Source organism: Deltaproteobacteria bacterium, assembly GCA_019308905.1.
GTDB lineage: Bacteria > Desulfobacterota > BSN033 > WVXP01 > WVXP01 > JAFDHF01.
On sequence record JAFDHF010000030.1, the window covers coordinates 17687 to 38272 of the forward strand.

The following is a 20586-nucleotide window of genomic DNA, read 5'->3' on the forward strand; positions in this document are numbered from 1 at the left end:
GACAATCCAGAAGAGAAAGGAGCAAGGACATGAATGAGATGAAGGTCATCGATGCTCATGCCCATCTTGGCGAGTTCGGGGGCTGGGCCAATGTGAGCCTGACGGCCGAGCAGATGATTGAGGACATGGAAGCCTTCAATATCTCAAAGACCGTGGTCTTCATGATTCCCAACGATATCGTGAGGGAGGCCGTCAAACGGTATCCGGACCGACTCATCGGGTTCGTATGGGTCAACCCCTACGAGGGGGAAAAGGCCTTGGACCAGGTGAGACGGGCGATCAACGACTGGGGATTCCAGGGAATAAAGCTCCACCCCTTGTTCCATGCCTTCATTCCCAGTGACGAGGTGGTGCTGCCCATCATGGAACTAGCGCGGCAGTTCAAGATCCCCGTGCTTTTCCACACCGGGCATCCACCGTTTTCCCTGCCGTGGCAGATCGGAGAAGTGGCCGAGATCTTTCCCGACGTTCCGATCATCATGGGCCACATGGGGCACGGCCACGGGTGCTATATCCACGGAACGATCATGACCGCCAAGAAGTACCCGAATCTCTACCTGGAGACATCGGGGATGCCGATGCACACCAAGATCAGGGAAGCCTTCGAGCAGGTGGGCTCTGACCGGGTCATGTACGGATCGGATGCACCCTTTCACCATCACTCCGTCGAGATGCAGAGGGTGAGGGTCTCAGGACTGAGCGAGGCGAACCTCAGGAAGGTCTTCTACGATAACGCCGCAAAGCTCCTGGGGATCGAGTAGCAAAGGGGAAGAGGTCTGACCGCTTTCAGCCAGGGAGGTGAGAAAATGGGAGAGCACGCACTTTTCAACATGTCTGCCGGGCCTGTCGAGGCCACCCCGAGAACGCTCCGAGCCCTCTCGCGGCAGATCATGTATCACTATGATCCGGAGTTTGCAGGTATCTTCGAAGATACCACGGAGAAACTGAAGAGGCTGATGAAGACCGAAAACGATGTGATCATAATGCAGGGTGAGGCACTGCTCGGCCTCGAGGCGGCTGCCTTCTGTACCATAGATGAGGGGGACAAGTGCCTCAACCTGGTCTCGGGGGTCTACGGGCATCTCTATGCCTGGTACATCAAATCCTTTGGCGGAGAGCTCGTGGAGGTCCGGACCGACTTCAATCGGGCTATCGACCCTTCGGACGTCGAGAGGGCCTTCAAGCAACATCCCGACATCAAGTTCATGTCCGTGGTCCACTGCGAGACGCCATCGGGGACGCTCAACCCGATAAAAGAGATCTGCCAGATCGCCAAGAGGCACGGCGCCCTGACCGTCGTGGATGCGGTCTCCTCCACGGGAGGGGTGGAGCTCGAGGTCGACCGGTGGGGCCTCGATATCTGCGTGGTGGGACCGCAGAAGTGCCTCGCATCATCCCCGGGACTGGCTTTGGTTTCGGTGAGCGAAGCGGCATGGGAGAAGATGCGGAAAAAGAAGAATCCGGTTCGTTACACCTACATGAGCATGCTCGATATGAAGGAGCAGTGGCTGGTAGAGAAAGAAAAGCGGAGATTCCCCCTTACCATCTTTACCTCAGAGGTGGTCGCCCTCAACGAGGCACTGGCCCAGTTGTTCGAGGAGGGGCTTGATCGAGTGATCGAAAGACACAAGAGGGCTGCCAGGATGTGTCGCGCCGGGGTAAAGGGGATGGGTCTCGAACTGTGGGCCGATTCCGAAGAAATCTGTGCCACCTGCGTGACGGCCATCAAAACGCCAGATGGGGTGGACGATGCCAAACTGAGACGCCACATGTACGACAACTACAGGGTTCTCATCTCAGGGGGGTTCGGCGATCTAATAGGAAAACTCTTTCGGATTGGCCATATGGGCAAGACGGCCCAGCCTGTCTACGTGGCAGGCGCCTTGGCCATGCTGGAGAGATCCCTCATGGACCTGGGGTACCCGGTGAAACCCGGGGCCGGTGTGGGGGCTGCCCTTGAGGCCATGTGAAGCGGGTCAAAGGAGGCGAAGATGCTGAGTTTCAATCGAGAAAAATGCGTCTACTGTAAGCTCTGCGAGAATGTCTGTTCATTCCGTTTCACCCAGCAGGTGCGCCCGAGTGTGGCCGCCATCCGGATAGGAAGGGAGGGCAAGTGGGGCCTTCCCTCTGCCAGGATCTGTGACCTCTGCAAGGATCTGGAGGAGGGCCCCAAGTGCGTGGCAGCCTGCCCGGAGGATGCCCTGGGTGTGAGCGACGGGGGAGTTATTGCCTGGGACGATGAGAAGTGCACTCGGTGCGAGGTCTGTGTCGATGTCTGTCCAAACAAGGCCGTGGCCTATGACACGGATAGCGACCGGATCATCCTCTGCGACCTGTGCGGGGGCAAGCCGCTTTGCATCGAGTGGTGCCCGGAACAGGTGATCTCCGCGTGAGAAGAGGTTGAAAGGAGCGAACCATGAAGTACAAGGGTTACAAGGATCAGATACTGACCGTCGATCTTTCCAGAGGAGAGATAGGCCGGCGAAGCCTCGATGAGGCCATGGTGGAGAAGTATATCGGTGGAAGGGGGCTGGCGGCTAGGATCCTCTACGACGAGATCAAGGCAGGGGCGGAGCCCTACTCGCCTGACAACCGGCTCCTCTTCATCACCGGGCCTGCCGCGGGTACCCTCGTTCCGACCTCTGCCAGATTCGCCGTGGGGGCCAAGTCGCCCCTGACCGGAACGCTTTCGGTGGGGTATGCAGGGGGGCACCTGGCGCCGGTGCTCAAGTATGCGGGGTACGACGGCATCTTGTTCAAGGGAAAGAGCCCGAAGCCCGTCTATCTCGTCATTGATGACGGCCGTGTGGAGATTAGGGAGGCCGGTCACCTCTGGGGAAAGGATACCTTCGAGACCGAGGAGGCCCTGAAGAAGGAGCTCAAGGGAGATTTTGAGATCGCCTCCATCGGCCAGGCAGGGGAAAAAGGGGTGAGCTACGCTTCCATAGCGAGCGAGCAGCACCTCGTCGGCCGCGGTGGCGAAGGGGCGGTCATGGGATGGATGAACCTCAAGGCCGTGGCTGTCCGGGGGACGGGCGGCGTCCGGATGGGTGTGGACGGCAGGGCCGGGATCGAGGCCTGCTTCGAGCTCCACGACACGATCCGGAAGAACCCGGTCAAGGCCGCCTTTCGCGACGTGGGCACAACGGGGATGCTCATACCTGTCAACGACATCAAGGGACAGCCCACCCGCAATTTTCAGCAGACCTACTTCCCGGCCGCTTCCGAGGTTTCCAGTGACCGGATGAAGCCTTGGTTCATCAGGTTCGAGTCGTGTTCGGGCTGCCCGGTGGCTTGCGGCTCGGTGACAAGGTTCAGGGTGGAAGGCGCGGAGATCGTAACCGAAAGGATCGAGCACCAGAGCGTCGGCGCCTTTGCCACGAATTGCGGCGTCAGCGACCTGGCCAGGGTCTTCCAGGCCCACGATCTCTGTGACCGGTTTGGTATGGACACGATCTCCACGGGCGTGAGCATCGCCTTTGCCATGGAGTGTTTCGAGAATGGAATCCTGACACGGGGAGATTGCGACGGCCTGGAGCTGCGATTCGGAAACGGCGAGGTGCTCAAACCGATGGTCGAGAAGATCGCCAGGAAGGAAGGCATCGGAGGGCTCTTGGCCAGAGGTGTCAGGGCAGCGGCCAGGGAACTTGGCAGGGGTTCGGAACGATACGCCATGCACGTGAAGGGCCTGGAGATGCCGGGGTACGACCCCCGCGCTTTCTTCGGCATGGCCTTGAATCTGGCCACGACCTCCAGGGGGGCGGATCACAACAAGGCGTTTACCATTGCTGCTGAGTTTCTGGGCGTTCTGGGTGACTTTGATCGATTCGCTTACGAGGGAAAGCCGAAGCTGGTGAAGGATATGCAGGATTCCACGGTCATAATCGATTCCATCATCATGTGCATGTTCACCGTGGACCTGGGGATCAGCGTCGATCTTTACGCAAGGGCCGTGAATCTGGCAACAGGGATGGACATAGGTGCCAGGGACGTCTATACCATCGGGGAGAGGGTCAACAACCTGGAGAGGATGTTCAACATCAGGGAGGGAGTCGGCGGTACCGAGGACGGACTTCCCGATCGCTTTGCCAGAGAACCTGGATCCGACCCTGACGGCCACACCGTAGACGTGTCGAAGATGCTCCCCGAATACTATGCCCTTCGGGGCTGGGATGAGAAGGGTGTCCCGACACCGGAACGTTTGAGGGAACTGGGAATCGAGCCGTAAGTCTGGCGACAAGGAGGAAAAAGGAGAGAGATCATGCCGACCTTAGCTGTGAATTTTGCGGGGCTTGAGTTGAAAAATCCCCTGATCGTGGCTTCCTCGGAGCTTACCGATGCCTTTGAGAAGGTCAAGTGGGCGGAGGACCACGGGGCCAGCGCCGTGAGCACCAAGCTCGCCTTCTTGCAGGTCCCCTTCTTTGCCCGGCCCTACCATATATTCGAGAACGGCCAGGGCTTCTATTCCCCGTCGGGCCACCGGCTCAACGTGGATGAGGCCCAGGAACTGATCCGCAGGACCAAGGAAGAGACCGAGCTCAAGGTGATCGCCAACATGATGGGCCCTGGGGAGAATCTGGAAGGGTGGGTCAAGCTGGCCCAGATGCTCCAGGAGGCCGGTGCGGACATGGTGGAGCTCAACATGTCCTGTCCCAATGTGGGACTCATGGCCAAGCAGGTTGGGGTCGATGTCACCGACGAGCTCGGGGCCGTACTGGGCAAGAACCCGGCTCTTGCCCAGGAGGTATGCAGGGCCATCAGCGAGAACCTTGCAATCCCGGTCATGGCCAAGATGACGCCGGAGGCCCAGACGGACCTCGTGGCAGAGGCCTGTTATCGCGGCGGTGCGGCGGCGGTGTCGGCCATCAACTGCCCCATGTCTCTGCCCGGCGTGGACATCTACAACGACGGGCGGCCCCTCTACCCGAGTACGACGAACCAGTCCTTTGCCGGGATATGCGGGCCCTGGATCCGTCCCCTCGCTTACAGGCACGTTGCCCAGATCGCCATGCGGTGCCCGGATCTTCCCATTGCAGGAGGGGGAGGACTCATGGGGTGGCGGCACTCGGTAGAGATGATCATGTACGGTGCCACCGCGCTCACCTATTGCACTCTTCTCTATCTCAAGGGGCACAAGGCCCTTCCCAAGATCGAGAAAGGGCTTCTCCGTTTCATGGAAGAGAAGGGGTACGAGAGGCTCGACGATTTCAGGGGGTTGGCTCTCAAGCACATCGTGACGCCCCAAAAGGTGGACTATCGGGTAATGCTTCCCAAGATCGACGAGCAATTGTGCAACGGCTGCAGGATCTGCGTCAACCTCGGTCACTGCGAGGTAATGGGTTATGAGAACAAGAAGGCCAAGGTAGTGGCACCGGAGAAATGCTACTACTGCGGGGTTTGCTACTGGCTCTGCCCGACAAAGGCCATCAGCATGGTTCCGGCGGCCGAAGGATAGGGTCCGGGCAATCCGCGGCAGGAGGAGCAAGATGCCCTACGAGAGTTTCAGGGAGTACGTGGGAGTACTGGAATCCAGGGGGTTGATTCGATGGATCGACGTCGAAGTCGACAAGGACTGGGAGATCACGAGCGTGGCCAGGACCTACTTCCGCCGCACTCCGGAGAGTGAACGGTGTGCCCTGGGGTTCCGGCATGTAAAAGGGTATGACATTCCGGTGATTTTGGGGGTCATCGGCGGATCCCGGAGAATCTACAGCACTGCCATTGAAACCGAGCCGACTTTCGAGAAGATCAAGGCGGCCTGGCAGGAGGCCCTGTCCGATCCGATCCCACCCGTCACCGTGGAGACCGGCCCCTGCAAGGAGGTGATACTGAAAGGCGAGGATGTGGATCTCAACCGGTTTCCGGTTCCTGTCTGGACGCCGGGAAAGGATCCGGGTCCGTTTTTCACGGCGCCGTGTCTCATCACGAGGGATCCGGAGACCGGGATCGGGAATATCGGCACCTACCGCATGGAGATCAAGGGCAGAGACCGGACCGGTGTGCTGTGGGATCTTCCCAGCCAGCATGGAGCGGTCCATTATGCGAAGTACGAGAGGATGAACCGGCCCATGCCCATGGCCGTGGCCATCGGTGTGGACCCCACCATCATCATGGCATCGGTCACCAAGGTTCCCCTGGACATGGATGAGATGGCCGTGGCCGGAGGGCTGCGGCGGAAGCCGGTGGAGGTGGTGGGCTGCGAAACCGTCGATCTTCGAGTGCCTGCCTCGGCCGAGATCGTTCTTGAAGGGGAGGTTCTGCCCGGCGAGAGGGTGAGTGAGGGGCCCTTCGGCGAATACACCGGATACATGGGGGGACCATACCAGATGCCGCGCTTCCATGTGAAGTGCATCACCCACAGGAGGGATCCCCTCTACCACGCCCTTTTCAGCCAGATGCCTCCGAGTGAGAGCAGCCTGATGAGGCAGTTGCCTGAGGAGGCGAACATCTACCAGCACCTGGCTGGGTATCTCAAGATCCCCGGGATCAGGGACGTTCATCTTCCGGAGACGGGCGGAAGCTATGCGATCTGCTGGATCAGCATGGAGAATTCCTACCCGGGCCATGCCCAGCAGGTTCTCTGTGCCTCATGGACTCATTATCCAGCCTTTGCCAAGTGGATCGTGGTGACAGACGAGGATATCGACATCCGGGATCCCTTTGCCAGGGAATGGGCCCTGAGTTTCAGGGTGGAGCCTGCCAGGGACATATTCTTTATTCCCAACACCTCCTCGGTCCTGCTCGATCCGTCAGCCGCCCCTCCGGAGGTGCCCCTCTGGGAGAGGAGGTCTTCGAAGATCTGCATCGACGCCACCAGGAAGTGGAAATACCCCGAGGTGGCCCTCCCCCCTCAGAAGTATCTCGACCGGGTTTCGCGGGATTGGACCAGATACGGGCTCGAGTAGGGGCTCTCAGGAAGGAGACTCTTCGTTATGGCAGCAAACCAGACAAAAGGAGAAATCCAAAGGGCCGCGGTGATCGGTACGGGGACCATGGGACCTGGAATCGCTCAGGTGCTTGCTCAACACGGGATCTGGGTCCGGGTCTACGACATCGAACCGGCACAGCTCAAGAAGGCGAGAGAGACCCTGAATCGGAATCTGGAGCTCATGAGGGAGGCCGGCTTTATCCCGGGGGACGCCGGCGAGCGCGTCCTGTCTCTGATCGAGGAGACCAGCGAGCTCAAAGCCGCTGTTGAGGGGGTGGACCTTGTCATCGAGGCTGTCCCGGAGGTTCTCGACCTCAAGACAAAAGTCTTTGCCGATCTCGATGCTCTCTGCGCCGAAGCCACGATTCTGGCAAGCAACACCTCCGGGCTCAGCATCACGGCCCTGGCCAGGGCGACCAAGCGGCCGGGAAAGGTGGTGGGCATGCACTGGTGGAATCCCCCCATCATCATACCGGTCATCGAGGTGATTCGGGGTGAGACCACCGATCAGGCGGCTGTTGACGCGGTGGAGCATCTGGTGAGGAGGATTCACAAGGTTCCTGTTCTCGTGAAAAAGGACGTTCCAGGGTTTCTCGGTAACCGGCTCCAATACGCCCTGATGCGGGAGGCCATCGCCCTTCTCGACCAGGGGGTGGCGAGTGCCGAAGATATCGATACGATGATCAAGGCGGGAATCGGTTTCAAATACCCGGTCATGGGCCCCCTGGAAACCATCGACATGGCTGGTCTCGACATCTATCACCGGGTCTCTCAGTATCTGTACAAGAGCCTGGACAGCTCCAAGGAGCCTCCTCCCGTGGTGGGGAGCAAGGTCAGAAACAACGAGCTCGGTCTGAAAACAGGCAAGGGGTTTTACGACTATTCAGGGGTGGATGCAGGCGGGCTTATGGGCGAGCGGATCAAGAAGCTTCTGCTTCTGCTCAAGGATCTGGGCTACGGATGAGGCCCGTTTTCACAAGATTGAAAGCACAAGGCAAAGGAGGAGATCATGAAGACACCGATCACACTAATCAAAGGGGCCAGGCTGATAGTGGAGCACTGCATGACCGTCAAGGCCAAGGACAATGTCTTGGTCATTGCCGATGACGACCACATGCCGATAGCCGAGGCCGTAGCAGGGGTGGCTTTTTCCCTCGGGGCGTACCCGGTTGTCGCCAACGTGACCCATCACGTTACCTCTGCTCTAGCCTCCATGGCTGTTCCGATGGAACCTCCCGCGCATCTGGCCGAGGCCATGCTCCATTCGGACGAGATTATCATCACGACCAATCTGGAATGGGCCAACCGGTTCGCCCACGTCGACCCGGTCAAGGGGAGTGTGGAGAAGGGTGCGAAGATCGCCTCGATCGAAGAGGGACTGGGGGAGTGGGATCTCGAGATCGAGGATATCAACAGGATCACCGAGCGGGCGGAGAAGATCATCAAGGCCATGGAAGGGGCCAAATGGGCCAGGGTCACGGGCCCCGGGGGAACGGACGTGAAGATCTGTATCGAGGGGAGGCCTCCCCTGAAGGTCGTTCCGGTCAAGGAACCCGGCGTCATGATGGGCCCGATCCCCCTCTGGGGAGAGGTTGCCTATGCTGCGGTGGAGGACAAGACCGAGGGGCAGATCGTCTTTGATGGGATCATGCTGGGGGTCGGCGTGTCCGGGACCCTTCCGACGCCCATCAGGCTCACGATCAAAAACGGCAGGGCTGTCGAGATTACAGGTGGTGAGGAGGCCGAGAAGCTGAGAGCGGCCATAGAGGGGGCCGACAGCCAGGCAAACGTGGTGGCCGAGTTCGCCATCGGCACGAGCGACAAGGAGAAGTTCGGCTCTCCCTCCGAAAAGGGGATGCTGGGGACCGCCCACTTCGGCCTCGGCGACAACGCCCACTGCTACCCCGGGGGGCAGAGTTGGAGCAAGGTCCATCTTGACGGGAGCGTCCGGGACATCACCCTCGAGGTGGACGGCAAGCGGATCATGGAGGACGGCAAGATCATCATTTAGGGAGGGCCGGAGGAAGCTGGACGGGGAGGCGCCGGCGTGTTCGTGGTTCGTGTTCGTGGACCGTGTTCGTGTTCGTGGTTGTGGTTCGTGCTGGTTCCGGTAGGAGTTTCGAGCGAGACTGGGATTAGCCGAGGCGGCTTCTTGGAGGCTCACCTACAAGAGAGGGAAGAGATGACAGTCAAGATTGCCAGGATTTCGGAGACAGAGGCCATCTCCCTTCCACGGGAGAGTTGGTCCAAGAAACTCTTGACAGGGGAGACGGTCGGGGCCGGAAAATGCATGCTGGGGGTTTCCAGATTCACCCCTGGGACGGTGACCTCCATGCTGACCCACCAGGAAGAGGAGTTGGCTTACGTGCTCAAGGGGAAGGGTAAGATCCGGCTCAGGGACGGGGAGGTCTCCTATGAGCAAGGGGACGGCATCTACATCTCCCCGGGAACACCTCACAGCGTTGTGAACGACGGGGACGAGGATGTGGAGATGGTATTTGCCTTTTCCTGGCCGGACTATCCTCCCACCGAAAAGGGGTGAACCTGGAGTATGGACCCCTCTGCCTGGTTGAAGGTTGGAGAGGGCCGCGGCTTTTTTGGAGGGGATCATGTCATGAGAGGGTTTGAATACGTTCGTCCATCATCTCTTGAGGAGGCCTGCCGGCTGCTGGGCCGGTCTGAGGGCGAGTCGAGGGTTCTGGCCGGGGGGACGGATCTGCTGGTTCAGGTCAAGCAGAAGAGACTCCATCCCGACCTGGTAGTCAGTCTGAGAGACGTCCCAGGGCTTTCCTTTATCCGCGTTGAACCTGACGGGAGTGTTGCGATCGGCGCCATGACATCCCTTGGGGCGATCGAGACCTCAAAGGAGATGCTCGAGCATCTCCCCCCTGTGGCAGAGGCGGCCTCCATGGTGGGCTCGGTCCAGGTGAGGAGCCGGGCCACCCTCGGGGGTAACCTGTGCAATGCCGCACCGTCGGCGGACATGGCGCCGATTCTGATAGCCTACGAGGCTACCGTGGATCTCGGCGACGGCCGGAGGGACCGGTCGATTCCCCTTGAAGATTTCTTTACCGGTCCAGGCCAGACCGTGCTCGAGACCGGAGAGGTGATGAAAGCGGTCCGGATCCCCAGGGCGCCGGAGTGGAGCTTCGGGACCTATCTGAAGGCCTTCCGGTCGAGCATGGACATCGCGGTCGTGGGGGTGGGGATACGGGTGACCTTCCGGAGGGAAACCACGGTCTGCCAGGACCTGAGACTGGTGCTGGGCGCGGTTGCTCCGACGCCGATGCGGGCCAGGGGCTCGGAGCGGATGGCGGCGGGTCGCGAGCTCGATGACGTCTTGATCGAGGAGATCAGCCGGATGGCCTCTGAGGAGGCTCGTCCCATATCGGATGTTCGATCGACTGCCGGCTATCGGAAGAGCCTGGTTACCGTGTTGACGCGGAGGGTGCTTCTTGCAGCCCGCGACTGGGCAGAGAAAGGAGGCCGCCGGTGAAACGAGAGCTCAGGATAAGGGTCAACGGCGATCTATACCATCTTTTTGTGGAACCTCATCGCACCCTTCTCGAGGTGATCCGGGAGGAGATCGGCCTCACGGGAACCAAGAAGGGATGTGAACTCGGCGAATGCGGGGCCTGCACGGTTCTGCTCGACGGCAGGCCGGTAAACTCATGCCTGGTTCTCGCCCACGAGGCCGACGGCCGGGAGATCACCACGATCGAAGGCATATCCAGGGGCGGGGACCTCCATCCCATCCAGAGGGCCTTTGTTGAACACGGGGCCATTCAGTGCGGCTTTTGCACTCCCGGTATGATCATCAGCACAAAGGCTCTTCTCGACAGGGACCCGAAGGCGGGCAGGAGAGAGATCCGAAATGCGCTCAAGGGTAACCTCTGCCGGTGCACGGGGTATATCAAGATCACGGAGGCCGTGGAGGCGGCCGAGGACATGATGGAAGAGGGGGGGCGCCGATGAGAGGGAAGGTGATTGGAAAGGGGCTTCCAAAGATCGATTCTATCGCCAAGGCCACAGGGGAGGCCCGGTACACGGTGGACCTCAAGCTGCCCGGGATGCTCTGCGGGAAGATCCTGAGGAGCCCTATTGCTCACGGCAAGATCAAATCCATTGATCCGTCCCGGGCGGAGCGACTCGAGGGTGTCCATGCGGTCATCACTGCAAAGGACGTCCCCCAAAACAGATTCAGCTTCTTTCAATGGCAGGCCGACAAGACGATTCTCTGCACCGACAGGGTCCGGTACGTGGGTGATGAAGTGGCGGCCGTGGCGGCCGTGGACGAAGAGACCGCGACGAGTGCGCTCGATCTCATCGATGTCGAGTACGAGACCCTTCCCGCGGTATTCGATGCAGAGGAGGCAGTCAAACCCGGGGCTCCTCTGATCCATGAGAAAGACAAAAACATTGCCTTCCATGTGGAGCGTCTCTTCGGCGACCCGGACAGGGCCTTTGAAGAGTGCGACTTTGTCTGTGAGGATCGCTACGTGACGGAGCAGGTGGCCCACTGCTGTATGGAGGTATCGAACTGCGTGGCCAGGTGGGATCCGGCAGGCAGGCTGACTATCTGGGTCAACACCCAGGCTCCCCATACCCAGAGGCAGGAGGTAGCCCGGATTCTGGGGATTCCGGCACGTAACGTCCGGATCATAAGCTCCGCCATGGGAGGTGGTTTCGGATCCAAGCTGGTCATGGATATGAAACTCCCCATCGCTTCCCTTCTTTCCAGGAGGACAGGAAGGCCGGTAAAGATCGAGAACTCGAGGCAGGAGGAATTCAGCACCGCCAAGACCCGCTACGGTTACACTATCTATGTCAAGACCGGGGCGAAAAGGGACGGAAGGCTCTGGGCCAGGGAGATGAAGGTGGTCGGTGACAACGGGGCTTACAACGACAAGGGCCCTGCTACGCTCAATTTCTCGAGCATGATGTTCGGTACCATGTACAACATCCCCAATATCCGGTACGAGGGGACCCTTGTCTATACAAACAAACAGATGGGCACCGCTTTCCGGGGGTTCGGAAACCCTCAGATCACCTTTGCCTGTGAGACGCAGCTTGACCTGCTTGCCGAGAAGATGGGCATGGATCCTCTGGAACTCCGGCTGAAAAACGCCAACCAACCCGGGCAGGTGACCTCCTGCGGCGCAGAGATCACCAGTTGCGGGATGACCGAGTGCATGGAGGCCGCGGCCCGAACGGCCCGGTGGAAGGAGAAGCGCAACCAGAAAGGGCTTCGCGGGATCGGCTTGGCAAACATGGTTCACACAGGAGCGGGTGGACGTTTCTACGGCTACAATGCAGCAGACGCCTTTGTCAAGCTCTCTGACGACGGCACGGTGACCCTCATCACCTCGGCCCTCGACATGGGGCAGGGAGCCCACACGGCCATGGCCCAGATTGTGGCCGAGGAGCTGGGGGTGAATCTCGGGGATGTCAATGTCGTCTCCAATGACACGGATCTGACCCCTTATGACCTTGGGGCTTGGGGGAGCCGGGCGACCTTCATGAACGGCAATGCCGCCCTGGACGCTGCCAGACAGGCCAGGCAGGAGATCGTCCAGGTCGCCGCCGAGATGATGGAGGCAGATCCCGAGGAGATCGTTCTCGAGGATGGGAAGGTCTCTGTCAAAGGGTCAGGGGAGAGGTACAGCTTTCGGGAACTTGCCGATTATGCCGTCAACAAGAGGGGAACCCCGATTTCTGGGAGAGGCCGCTTTGTCGACAGGCTGCCTCCTGGCTATACGATCGCCGAGGCCTTTGCCAAGAACATCCCCGCTTTCTCCTTTGGTACCCAGGTGGCAGAGGTGGAGATCGACCCGGAGACAGGCGAGGTGAAGGTCCTGAGGGTTGTGGCGGCCCACGAAACCGGCACGACCATCAATACCACCATGGCCGAAGGGCAGATCGAGGGGTCTGTGGTGCAGGGCATCGGTTATGCCCTCATGGAGAGGCTGGTTTTAGAAGAGGGAAAGGTGGTGAACGACGGGTTCCTCGACTACAAGATCCCCACCATCGGAGACATCCCTGAAATCAAGACGATTCTGATCGAGACAAACGATCCCCATGGTCCCTTTGGGGCCAAGGGTATCGGGGAGCCCGGGCTGGTTCCCACGGCGGCGGCCATCGTCAATGCGATCTATGACGCCTGTGGGGTTCGGGTCCGAAGGCTGCCGGTCGATCGTGACGACCTGTTGAAGAGACTCAGGGAAAAAAGAGGGGGGTCGAGGGCCGCGGGAGCTTAGCCAAAACAGGAATCAGCAGGAGAAAGGCCGGGTACAATCGATTCTACGGGAGGGAGTGATGGACCTCAGAGCGCAGTTCTCACATCATTTCCCAGGGCGTATCGAACTGGGCAACGGGACCGTATCGAAAGTCGGGGAGATTCTCAAAGATGCGGGGGTAAGGCGGGCACTTCTGGTCACCGATCCAGGGGTGATCGAAGCGGGTCTGGCCGGTAAGGTAAGAGGCGCGCTCGATGGGGCGGGAATCGAATACGCCGTCTATTCGGACGTTCGGAGTAACCCTACAGAGGAAAACGTCCAGGGCGCATTGGCCGCCTATCGTGACAACAAATGCGATTGTCTGGTAGGGCTAGGAGGCGGCAGCTCCATCGATGTGGCCAAGGCGGTCCGGGTGATGGCCTCGCATCCCGGCAGGCTCGAAGACTACTACGCCGCCTATGGGGGTATCGAAAGGATCACTCCGGACATGCCCTACATTGCGGCGATTCCCACCACCTCCGGGACGGGAAGCGAGGTCTCCCCTGCAAGCCTCATCACCAACGTCCACAAGAAGACGAAACTGGCCCTGTTCAGCTTCTATCTCTATCCGAACCTCGCAATCATCGATCCTGAAATGACGCTGACCTGTCCCCCGGCACTCACCGCAGCCACGGGCATGGATGCCCTGGTTCACAACATCGAGGCCTTTGTGGCAAAGGGGAATGACCCCCTGGGTGAGGCGACGGCAGCCTGGGGAATCAGGTACGTCGGAGAGAGCCTTCGCCAGGCGGTCTCCGACGGCTCGAACCTGGAAGCCCGCACGAAGATGGCCTACGGCTCGTACCTGGGAGGACTGGCCCCGGACTTCAACCTCCTAGGCATAGCCCACTCCCTCTCCCATCAGATCTCGGCGATCTACGACACCCCCCACGGGGTGGGCAACGCGGTGATGATCCCCCATGCCATGCGGTTCAACATGGCGAGCCCCACTGCAAAGGCCAAGTTGCGGTGGGTTGCCCTGTTCATGGGAGAAGACGTCTCACGCCTGAGCGAAGATGATGCAGCAGAGGCCGCCGTCGACGCTGTGGTGAGGCTTTCCCGCGACATCGGGATTCCGAGAGGACTGGCGGACCTCGGTGTGGAAAGGAGCAAGTTTCGCTTGCTGGCCGAAATGGCCATGAAGGACGTGTGCACATCGACTAATCCCTGTGAGGCAGACCCCGAGAAACTGGTAGGCGTCCTGGAGGCAGCCTACTAGGCGCGCTTCTGCAGAGGGTTGAGGGGAAGGGCCATGACATTGGTTTGGCCATTGGGCAGGGTGTTGTGGATAGATCTGAGCAGGAGGGAGTTCCACTTCACGGCTCTTGATGAAGAGGAGGTGCTCCGCTGGCTGGGCGGACGGGGGTTCGTGGCGAGGATCCTCTCTGACCGGCTCAAACCCGAAACAGGCTACTATGCTCCTGAAAATCCCATAGTCTTCGCCATCGGTCCCCTGACAGGGACAAAGGCCCCTGTGGCAGGGCGGTTCGTTGCCGGAGCCAGGTCTCCCCTGACAGGCGGGTACGGCATGTCGGTGTCAGGTTCGGAATTCGGTCCTGCAATGCGATGGTGCGGCCTGCATGCAATCGTCATCTCGGGAACATCCGGAGAACCCGTTGCCGTGTCTATCCAGGACGACAGGGTCACCTTCAGGGACGCCTCTCGCCTCTGGGGCAGAGACACCTTTGAGACGCAGGATATCCTGAAGCAGGAACTCCAGGACCCCAAGGCCCAGATTTCCTGTATCGGGCCGGCAGGAGAAAACCTGGTCCGATTTTCTGCCGTGATTTCCGGCCGGCGTGCCGCAGCCCGGTGCGGTGTGGGAGCCGTAATGGGGTCAAAAAAGCTGAAGGCGATTGCCCTCAGCCGTATCCCTAAGGGTGACTATCAGGTGGCCCGGTCTGGTGAATTCGACAGGGTGGCGAAAGAGGCCTACCGTGCCCTGGTAGAGCATCCGGTCGGAAAGATCATGAAGACCCTGGGCTCGTCGTTTACCGTCGATGTGGTGAACGAAGCCGGTATCCTCCCCACCCGCAATTTCCAGGAAGGTGTGTTTGAGCATGCCAAGAGGATTTCGGGGCAGAGGCTCAAGGACGAGTTCAGGGTACGGAGGACAGCCTCGTGCTACAGGTGCCCGGTCACCTGCGAGAGCGAGGTGAGGGTGGACAGGGGCGAGTATGCCGGTGCCAGCACCCGGGGCCTGGAATACGAAACACTGTTCGCCCTCGGTTCAAACTGCGGCAATGCCAACCTGGAATCCATTATTTTTATGGATATGTATTGCGACATGATGGGACTTGACACCATGTCCCTCGGCGTGACCATCTCCTTTGCCATGGAGTGTTTTGAGAGGGGACTGATCTCGGAACGGGAGACCGGCGGCCTCGATCTTTCCTGGGGAAACCATCGGGTTCTCAAGGATCTGGCCGATCTGATAGTCCAGCGAAGGGGCTTCGGAGCCGTGCTCGCCGATGGGGTGGCACGGGCCTCCAAGAAGATCAGGGGTTCACAGGGGTATGCCATGCACGTCAAGGGCCTGGAGATGGGCGGTTATGATCCGAGAGGGGCCAAGGGCCAGGGACTCTCTTTTGCCACGAGTACGAGGGGAGGGTGCCATCATGCCGGAGGATATATTGTCGGTCCGGAGGTGCTGACCAGCGCGGTGGACCGGTTTGCCACAGAGGGTAAGGCCCAACTGGTAAAGGAGTGCCGGAACTCAAGGGTGATCTATGACAGTGCTATTCTCTGTACATTCAACACAGGGGCCCTCGGGTGGTATCTGGCCGGGAGGCTCTTGTCTGCCGCGATAGGCACGGACCTCTCAGAGGAGGAGCTCAAGAAGACAGGGGACCGGATCTTCAATACGGAGCGGGAGATCAATCAGAGGTTCGGAATCGGCCCTTCCCGCGACACCCTTCCCGAGAGATTCCTGAGAGAGCCCATGCCTTCAGGGCCTTCCCAGGGCCAGACGGTCGAACTGGAAGAGATGCTGGAAGACTACTATGCCATCAATGGATGGCAAAAGGAGTGAGCATGCTTCAGCCGTTTTCCTACGCCATGCCCACGCGGATCGTCTTCGGTCCGGGAACGGTTGCCCGGACCGGAGAAGAGTTGAGGTCCCTGGAATGCCACAGGCCCATTCTGGTCACGGACGAGGGCGTAGGTTCCCTTCGGTTTTTTGCCAGGTTGAGAGACTCCATAACCGGTGCGAACCTGGAATACGAGGTGTTTGATAGGGTTCCCAGGGATCCTGACCTCAGGGATGTGGACAGCCTGGTGGCCTTGGTCAGACAGAAGGGCTGCGATTCGGTTGTGGCAATCGGGGGAGGGAGTGTGCTCTGTGCCGGCAGGGGGGCGGCGGTGACACTGCCCAGTGGGGGAAGCGCGAGAGAACTGGTGGGGGTCGACAAGGTCGGGAACGATCCCCTGCCCATGATCGCCGTCCCGACAACCGCGGGCAGCGGCAGCGAGGTTTCAGGGGTGATCGTGCTTTCTGACCGGGAGAGCGGTTCAATCGTGACGATTGGAAGCCCCCACTGTTTTCCCAAACTGGCCATCCTCGATCCGGATGCACTTGCCGACCTACCCGCCCGTCAGGCGGCAATCTCGGGTATGGACGCCCTCGCTCACGGCCTTGAAGCCCTCATGACGACCACGCCCAACCCCCTGTCCGAGGCCCTGGCGGTTCATGCGTGCGCCACGATTTTCAAGGAGTTGCCGAATGCGGCCCTCACAGCAGAATCGGAACCGAAAGCCCGGTGCCTGGTTGCCAGCACCATGGCGAATATGGCCTGCGGAAACTCCCGGCTCTCTCTCGGCCACGCCATGACCCTGCCCCTTTCGGCCCGTTTTGATATTCCCCACGGGGTGGCGGCCGGTCTCCTTCTGCCTCACGTGGTGAGATTCAACCTCCCGGTCGCTGGGAGACGGCTCCTCCCATTGATGAGGGCCATGGGATACGAGCCTGACGTGGATCCGGAATGCATCCTCCAGGAAATCGTTTCACTCCTGGACGACCTGGATTTCCCCTGCTGCCTTCAAACGCTGGGGGTGGAAGAATCGGCCCTGGCCGGGATGGCAGGGCAGGTGGCAGACTCACCCCTGTCAAAATTCAATCTACGCAAGGCAGAGACGAGCCAGGTGCTCAGTATCTACCAGGCCGCCTTTTCTGCGGGCAGGGATAGGGTAGTATGGTGAATTGCCTTGCAAGTTGTGTGTTAGGCTTCTGTGGGAAGGAGAACCGTGGATGAAGGGATATCAAGGGAAGTGCCTGGTCGTTGACCTCTCCCGTGGGACTGTCAAGGAGAGTCCGCTCAATATGGAAGACGCCCGGAGGTTCGTGGGCGGACGGGGGCTGGCCACCAAGATGCTTTTCGACATGATAGATCCAAGGGTTGAGCCCCTGGGTCCTGAGAATGTCCTGATCATGATGACCGGCCCATTGACTGCCTCGGGCGCCCCATCGGCATGCCGTTATATGGTCGTGACAAAGTCACCCCTCACAGGACTCGTTGCCTCTTCCAATTCCGGAGGGTTCTTCCCGGCCGAGTTGAAAAGAGCCGGTTTCGATGGGATTGTCTTTAAGGGAAAGTCTCCAGAGCCCGTCTATCTCTACGTTCATGAGGGCCGGGCCGAACTGAGAGATGCCACCCACCTCTGGGGCAAGACCGTCTCCCAGACCGAAGAGGCCCTTGCTCAGGAACTGGGTGAGGCGAGGGTGCGGGTCGCATGCATCGGACCGGGGGGCGAGAGGTTGAGCCGCATCTCCGGTGTAATGAACGACCGCTACCGGGCGGCGGGCCGGTCAGGCGTGGGTGCGGTGATGGGGTCAAAGAACCTCAAGGCTGTGGTTGCACGAGGCACGTCGGACGTGCCGATCGGCGACCCTGGAGGGTTTCGAGCCGCCGTGAAGGCTGCCCGGGAAAAGATCAGGACCTCTCCAACGACCTCCGAGCTCTTCCCTGAGCTCGGCACGGCGGTCCTGGTCAACCCGATGAACAACCTAGGCATGTTTCCGACCCTTAATTTCCGGGAGGCCACCTTCGATGCGGCTGAGAAGATCAGTGCCGAGACCATGAAGGGGACGATCGTCAAGAGAAAAAAGGCATGCTACGGCTGCACCATTGCGTGTACCCGCTGGAGCGAGGTGGATGACCCCAAGTACGCCTGCAAGGGGGAAGGGCCTGAGTACGAGACGGTTTGGGCACTGGGGGCGCTCTGCGGGGTGGACAACCTCCACGCCGTGGCCAAGGCCAACTGCCTTTGTAACGACCTCGGCCTGGACACCATGAGCGTGGGCGGTACCATAGCGTGCGCCATGGAGATGGCCGAGGACGGGGTTATCCCAGAGGCTGACATCGGCTTCAAGCTAGGGTTCGGAGACGCTGATGCCATGGTGAAGCTGACGGAGATGATCGGCTATCGCGAGGGGTTCGGCGATGTGCTTGCCGAGGGCTCGTACCTGCTCGCCGTGAAATACGGGAGGCCGGAATACTTCCAGGGGGTGAAGAGGCAGGAACCTGCCGGGTATGATCCACGTGCGTCACAGGGTATGGGGCTCGCCTATGCCACTTCAAACAGGGGCGCCTGCCACGTGAGGGCCTTCATGATCGGTGTGGAGGTTTTCGGAGCACCTGTCAAACTCGAGCCCTCAGCCACAGCGGAAAAGGCCCACTGGCTCAAGATATTCCAGGACACCAGCGCCTTCACTGACGCTCTCGGTTTTTGTAACTTTGTCCTCCAGGCATTCGGGGGCGAGGAGATGGCCGAGATGTTTTCGAGGACGACGGGAGAATCCTTCGGTTGGGATGATCTCTTGAAGGTGGGGGAACGGATCTGGAACCTGGAGAGGCTTTTCAATATTCGGGCCGGCATGAACCCGGCGGATGATGTTCTGCCTCTGAGGCAGATGACCCCAGAAGGGGCAATTCCAAGGGGGCCGACCAGAGGCCAGCACAACCGGCTGGGAGAGATGCTGCCGGAGTACTATCAGGAGCGGGGGTGGGATTCCAGTGGAATGCCCACCCCCGAGAAACTCGCAGAGCTCGGGATAGAGCTCTGAGAGGGGTTTCTCCCGGATACCGGCCCGACCGGGGGAGATTGTCTCGTGAGATCAGCGAGGATTTGTTCTTCAAATGCCGGGAAAGGAGGTGAGAAAACGGGGTGAATGGCGTGAAAGGAGGATAGGACTGGGCCGAAGCGGGTGGTAAGTCCTGAATGGTTTCTAACGTTCTAGTGGTGGTTTTCGGCATTTTATGATGAAAGGAGGATAAGAATCATGAGTTTGAAGAAAAATCGAAGACGGGCGAGCATTCTGATAGGTTTGTTGGTTCTGTTTGTCATAGGGCTCGGTCAGGGACTGGTTTTTGAAGCTCAAGCGGAAAAGGCCATCACCAAGATAGCCGTCGTCGCCCCTGAAGAGGGTAACGACTACGGCTGGAACCAGGAAGGTGTCGAGTCTGCCAAGGACGTTGCCAAGTGGCTGGGTGCGGAGATCGAAGTGGCGGACGGAGCCGGTTACGGCGACATAGGCCCGATCCTCCGCGACCTCGCAGAGGGTGGAGCTCAGTGGATCATAGCATGGGCGAGCGGGTACAACACGGTTGCCCCTCAAATCGCCCAGCAGACGGGTGTTCCGGTCCTGGTAATAGGTGCCTTTGAGCAGGGCTTGATCCCCGGCCTCAGTACGGACATCGAGACCAGGGCCGAGCAGGGCTCGTTTCTGGCAGGCGTCCTGGCAGCCAAGATGACGCATTCGGGTACCCTCGGTATCTGCATTTCTGCTGACGACGAGAACTGGGTCAAGATGGCCGGGGGCTTTGCCGCCGGTGCCAAACGTGCCGATCCGGGAATCAAGATTCTGATGGCGCAGATAGGACAGGCGGGCTACGCGGACGCGGCAGGCGGCAGCCGGGTCACGAAGAACCTCATCTCCGGAGGAGCGGACATCATCTTCGGTATGGGGGATGGTTCCACCTTCGGTATGATCCAGGCCGTTGAGACGGCCACGCCTCCCAAAGGAGCGGAAAAGGTCTGGTTCATCGATGTCATCGGCGACAAGACGTCACTGGACAAGAAGGGCATCTACCTGACATCCGTGGTATGGGACTATCTGCCCATGTTCAAGAAGGCAGCCCAGAATCTGAAGAACGGTACCTACGGCCGGAAGATCCTCTGGATCGACGTGCGCAACGGCTGCATCAAGCTGCTCAAGACCAAGCATATTCCAGACGAGGTTTGGTCGGAGGTGCAGGCCATGAGGGCCGACATCGTCGCCGGGAAGATCGAGGTGCCGGTGTTGCGGAGGAAGAAGGAAGTCCAGAGTCTGATCAAGTAGTTTCGATTGAAAGTCGGCGGGATGTTGGTCAGCAAACAGGGGGCCGC

General features: G+C 59.8%; 17 protein-coding genes. All 17 read left to right on the forward strand.

Features of this window, described 5'->3' with window-relative positions; genetic code table 11:
• The first annotated feature begins 38 nt into the window (after positions 1–38).
• The 17 genes from JRJ26_11135 (at position 39) to JRJ26_11215 (ending at position 20539) form a co-directional block, all read left to right on the forward strand.
• On the forward strand, positions 39–761 hold the full coding sequence (locus JRJ26_11135) for an amidohydrolase (GenBank protein ID MBW2058038.1): 723 nt from the start codon (positions 39–41) through the stop codon (positions 759–761).
• Positions 762–806: 45 nt separating this feature from the next.
• On the forward strand, positions 807–1970 hold the full coding sequence (locus JRJ26_11140; GenBank protein ID MBW2058039.1) for an alanine--glyoxylate aminotransferase family protein: 1164 nt from the start codon (positions 807–809) through the stop codon (positions 1968–1970).
• Positions 1971–1991: 21 nt separating this feature from the next.
• On the forward strand, positions 1992–2393 hold the full coding sequence (locus tag JRJ26_11145; protein MBW2058040.1) for a 4Fe-4S binding protein: 402 nt from the start codon (positions 1992–1994) through the stop codon (positions 2391–2393).
• Positions 2394–2416: 23 nt separating this feature from the next.
• Complete coding sequence (locus tag JRJ26_11150) at positions 2417–4228, forward strand: aldehyde ferredoxin oxidoreductase family protein (GenBank protein ID MBW2058041.1); 1812 nt, start codon at positions 2417–2419, stop codon at positions 4226–4228.
• Positions 4229–4261: 33 nt separating this feature from the next.
• Entirely contained in the window at positions 4262–5455 is a 1194-nt protein-coding gene (locus JRJ26_11155) for a 4Fe-4S binding protein (GenBank protein ID MBW2058042.1), read from the forward strand.
• 31 nt (positions 5456–5486) lie between these two features.
• Positions 5487–6905, forward strand: a complete 1419-nt coding sequence (locus JRJ26_11160; GenBank protein ID MBW2058043.1) for a UbiD family decarboxylase — start codon at positions 5487–5489, stop codon at positions 6903–6905.
• A 27-nt stretch (positions 6906–6932) separates the two neighbouring features.
• Positions 6933–7892: a 3-hydroxyacyl-CoA dehydrogenase family protein gene (locus tag JRJ26_11165; protein ID MBW2058044.1), complete on the forward strand. Its 960-nt coding sequence runs from the start codon at positions 6933–6935 to the stop codon at positions 7890–7892.
• Between the two features lie 45 nt (positions 7893–7937).
• Entirely contained in the window at positions 7938–8939 is a 1002-nt protein-coding gene (locus tag JRJ26_11170; GenBank protein MBW2058045.1) for an aminopeptidase, read from the forward strand.
• A 171-nt stretch (positions 8940–9110) separates the two neighbouring features.
• Positions 9111–9470, forward strand: a complete 360-nt coding sequence (locus tag JRJ26_11175) for a cupin domain-containing protein (GenBank protein MBW2058046.1) — start codon at positions 9111–9113, stop codon at positions 9468–9470.
• A 72-nt stretch (positions 9471–9542) separates the two neighbouring features.
• Complete coding sequence (locus JRJ26_11180) at positions 9543–10424, forward strand: xanthine dehydrogenase family protein subunit M (GenBank protein ID MBW2058047.1); 882 nt, start codon at positions 9543–9545, stop codon at positions 10422–10424.
• The gene (locus JRJ26_11185; GenBank protein MBW2058048.1) at positions 10421–10903 is read left to right on the forward strand and encodes a (2Fe-2S)-binding protein; all 483 of its coding nucleotides are present in this window, start codon (positions 10421–10423) and stop codon (positions 10901–10903) included. Before JRJ26_11180 ends, JRJ26_11185 begins: the two co-directional genes overlap by 4 nt.
• Complete coding sequence (locus tag JRJ26_11190) at positions 10900–13185, forward strand: xanthine dehydrogenase family protein molybdopterin-binding subunit (GenBank protein MBW2058049.1); 2286 nt, start codon at positions 10900–10902, stop codon at positions 13183–13185. The genes JRJ26_11185 and JRJ26_11190 overlap by 4 nt, the downstream gene beginning before the upstream one ends.
• Before the next feature lie 58 nt (positions 13186–13243).
• On the forward strand, positions 13244–14422 hold the full coding sequence (locus JRJ26_11195) for an iron-containing alcohol dehydrogenase (protein MBW2058050.1): 1179 nt from the start codon (positions 13244–13246) through the stop codon (positions 14420–14422).
• A 33-nt stretch (positions 14423–14455) separates the two neighbouring features.
• Positions 14456–16234 (forward strand): aldehyde ferredoxin oxidoreductase family protein, encoded by a 1779-nt coding sequence (locus JRJ26_11200; protein ID MBW2058051.1) that lies wholly within the window; start codon positions 14456–14458, stop codon positions 16232–16234.
• Positions 16235–16236: 2 nt separating this feature from the next.
• Positions 16237–17400, forward strand: a complete 1164-nt coding sequence (locus JRJ26_11205; GenBank protein ID MBW2058052.1) for an iron-containing alcohol dehydrogenase — start codon at positions 16237–16239, stop codon at positions 17398–17400.
• A gap of 49 nt (positions 17401–17449) precedes the next feature.
• The gene (locus JRJ26_11210; GenBank protein ID MBW2058053.1) at positions 17450–19264 is read left to right on the forward strand and encodes an aldehyde ferredoxin oxidoreductase family protein; all 1815 of its coding nucleotides are present in this window, start codon (positions 17450–17452) and stop codon (positions 19262–19264) included.
• A 216-nt stretch (positions 19265–19480) separates the two neighbouring features.
• On the forward strand, positions 19481–20539 hold the full coding sequence (locus JRJ26_11215; GenBank protein ID MBW2058054.1) for a BMP family ABC transporter substrate-binding protein: 1059 nt from the start codon (positions 19481–19483) through the stop codon (positions 20537–20539).
• Positions 20540–20586 lie beyond the last annotated feature (47 nt).

What these genes read in the sequence shown, in the direction of transcription:
- JRJ26_11135 (MBW2058038.1), top strand. Translation starts at nt 39, where the DNA reads ATGAAGGTCATCGATGCTCATGCCCATCTTGGCGAGTTCGGGGGCTGG.
- JRJ26_11140 (MBW2058039.1), top strand. Translation starts at nt 807, where the DNA reads ATGGGAGAGCACGCACTTTTCAACATGTCTGCCGGGCCTGTCGAGGCC.
- JRJ26_11145 (MBW2058040.1), top strand. Translation starts at nt 1,992, where the DNA reads ATGCTGAGTTTCAATCGAGAAAAATGCGTCTACTGTAAGCTCTGCGAG.
- JRJ26_11150 (MBW2058041.1), top strand. Translation starts at nt 2,417, where the DNA reads ATGAAGTACAAGGGTTACAAGGATCAGATACTGACCGTCGATCTTTCC.
- JRJ26_11155 (MBW2058042.1), top strand. Translation starts at nt 4,262, where the DNA reads ATGCCGACCTTAGCTGTGAATTTTGCGGGGCTTGAGTTGAAAAATCCC.
- JRJ26_11160 (MBW2058043.1), top strand. Translation starts at nt 5,487, where the DNA reads ATGCCCTACGAGAGTTTCAGGGAGTACGTGGGAGTACTGGAATCCAGG.
- JRJ26_11165 (MBW2058044.1), top strand. Translation starts at nt 6,933, where the DNA reads ATGGCAGCAAACCAGACAAAAGGAGAAATCCAAAGGGCCGCGGTGATC.
- JRJ26_11170 (MBW2058045.1), top strand. Translation starts at nt 7,938, where the DNA reads ATGAAGACACCGATCACACTAATCAAAGGGGCCAGGCTGATAGTGGAG.
- JRJ26_11175 (MBW2058046.1), top strand. Translation starts at nt 9,111, where the DNA reads ATGACAGTCAAGATTGCCAGGATTTCGGAGACAGAGGCCATCTCCCTT.
- JRJ26_11180 (MBW2058047.1), top strand. Translation starts at nt 9,543, where the DNA reads ATGAGAGGGTTTGAATACGTTCGTCCATCATCTCTTGAGGAGGCCTGC.
- JRJ26_11190 (MBW2058049.1), top strand. Translation starts at nt 10,900, where the DNA reads ATGAGAGGGAAGGTGATTGGAAAGGGGCTTCCAAAGATCGATTCTATC.
- JRJ26_11195 (MBW2058050.1), top strand. Translation starts at nt 13,244, where the DNA reads ATGGACCTCAGAGCGCAGTTCTCACATCATTTCCCAGGGCGTATCGAA.
- JRJ26_11200 (MBW2058051.1), top strand. Translation starts at nt 14,456, where the DNA reads ATGACATTGGTTTGGCCATTGGGCAGGGTGTTGTGGATAGATCTGAGC.
- JRJ26_11205 (MBW2058052.1), top strand. Translation starts at nt 16,237, where the DNA reads ATGCTTCAGCCGTTTTCCTACGCCATGCCCACGCGGATCGTCTTCGGT.
- JRJ26_11210 (MBW2058053.1), top strand. Translation starts at nt 17,450, where the DNA reads ATGAAGGGATATCAAGGGAAGTGCCTGGTCGTTGACCTCTCCCGTGGG.
- JRJ26_11215 (MBW2058054.1), top strand. Translation starts at nt 19,481, where the DNA reads ATGAGTTTGAAGAAAAATCGAAGACGGGCGAGCATTCTGATAGGTTTG.